This window comes from Desulfuromonas sp. CSMB_57, from assembly GCF_020194955.2.
Classification (GTDB): Bacteria; Desulfobacterota; Desulfuromonadia; order Desulfuromonadales; family Syntrophotaleaceae; genus JAFCIY02.
Genome location: NZ_JAFCIY020000093.1, coordinates 1 through 1107, shown reverse-complemented (window position 1 = coordinate 1107; position 1107 = coordinate 1). Strand labels below are relative to the sequence as shown.

Sequence of the window (1107 nt, the reverse complement as noted above, 5' to 3'; positions counted from 1 at the left end):
CCGGCAGCCGGGTGACTTTCTTTGCTCGCCCAAAGAAAGTAACCAAAGAAAGGGCGTAAGACCGGCTAACGCCCTATGGCATGCGCGGGGAAACGGTGTGATTTCGGACCGTTAGCGCATTGAACAGGGAGCGCGTCTTCGATGTTCGCTCTTGCCCACGGTGGCGATGCGCCAGCGGCACTGCCCCCCTGTTACCAACACCGGCGCTGCTGGGTGGACGGAAATCTAGAACTCGGAAGCACCCCTTCCCACTTCAGGTTTTCTTGCAAGTTAGACTTGCCGGACAAATCAACAACGTCCCCGCGAAGTCTCCCTCGCGCGAAGTCCCCTTTCTCAGTCTCCACCGGGATAGAGGCGGTGTGCCTCAAACACCGTCAAAACTTCGATAGTTCCTTCATGAATTCGGTAGACAATCCGGTAATTCGCCTCCACCAGTTCTCTGAAACCGCTCTTGGGCACTTCCGGCACTCGACGACCCGCATGAGGATGCTCTTGGAGCATGTCCGTTCGAGCGATGAGTTTTTCAATCAGTTGGACAGCAACTATCGGATCATCTTGCGCGATGAAGTCTTCAATCTCGGTCAGACATACCAGGGCGTGCTCTGTCCAGACAACCTTCATCGCGAGTTTCTCTGCTCCCGGGCAGAGGCCAGCCTTCTCTGCAGTTCCTCGGTATCCATGACCCGCCCCCCTTGGGCATCGGCCATTCCCGCCGCCAGAGACTCAAAAAACCGCTGCTGATCCCTCATTCGATCATATTCGACAGGGGAAAGCAGCACACCGGCCGGACGACCATGCTGAGTGATAACTACAGGTCCGTCCAACTTTTTCAGATAACGTGCGGCGTGGGCTTTGAACTCTCCGAGAGGAACAACCCCTTCGGAGACGCGGATATCTTTCATATTGATTCCTCCTTGCGTAATTGTAAAAATTTAGCTTGAATTCAATCTGAATTCAAGTCTGATTTCCGTATCGAAAAAGGACATAAAATGCTTTGGCCTGAGGATTGCGAACATTTTACTATCCACGTCAAAATCGACAAACCAGGTTCGCCGGTCCCGGCCGGCAGCCGGGTGACTTTCTTTGCTCGCCCAAAGAAAGTAACCA

General features: G+C 53.7%; 2 protein-coding genes. Both read right to left on the bottom strand.

Annotation, left to right across the window (positions count from 1 at the left end):
• Nucleotides 1-333 precede the first annotated feature (333 nt).
• A complete protein-coding gene (locus JQN68_RS14515) occupies nucleotides 334-621 on the bottom strand; it encodes a type II toxin-antitoxin system RelE/ParE family toxin (protein WP_225073953.1) in 288 nt (95 codons plus the stop codon).
• Nucleotides 618-902, bottom strand: coding sequence for a type II toxin-antitoxin system Phd/YefM family antitoxin (locus JQN68_RS14510; protein ID WP_225073954.1), 285 nt, complete (start codon nucleotides 900-902; stop codon nucleotides 618-620). The genes JQN68_RS14515 and JQN68_RS14510 overlap by 4 nt, the downstream gene beginning before the upstream one ends.
• Nucleotides 903-1107 lie beyond the last annotated feature (205 nt).

Bases quoted from the DNA above. Each gene is read 5' to 3' on its own strand.
- JQN68_RS14515 (WP_225073953.1), bottom strand. From the start codon at position 621: ATGAAGGTTGTCTGGACAGAGCACGCCCTGGTATGTCTGACCGAGATT.
- JQN68_RS14510 (WP_225073954.1), bottom strand. From the start codon at position 902: ATGAAAGATATCCGCGTCTCCGAAGGGGTTGTTCCTCTCGGAGAGTTC.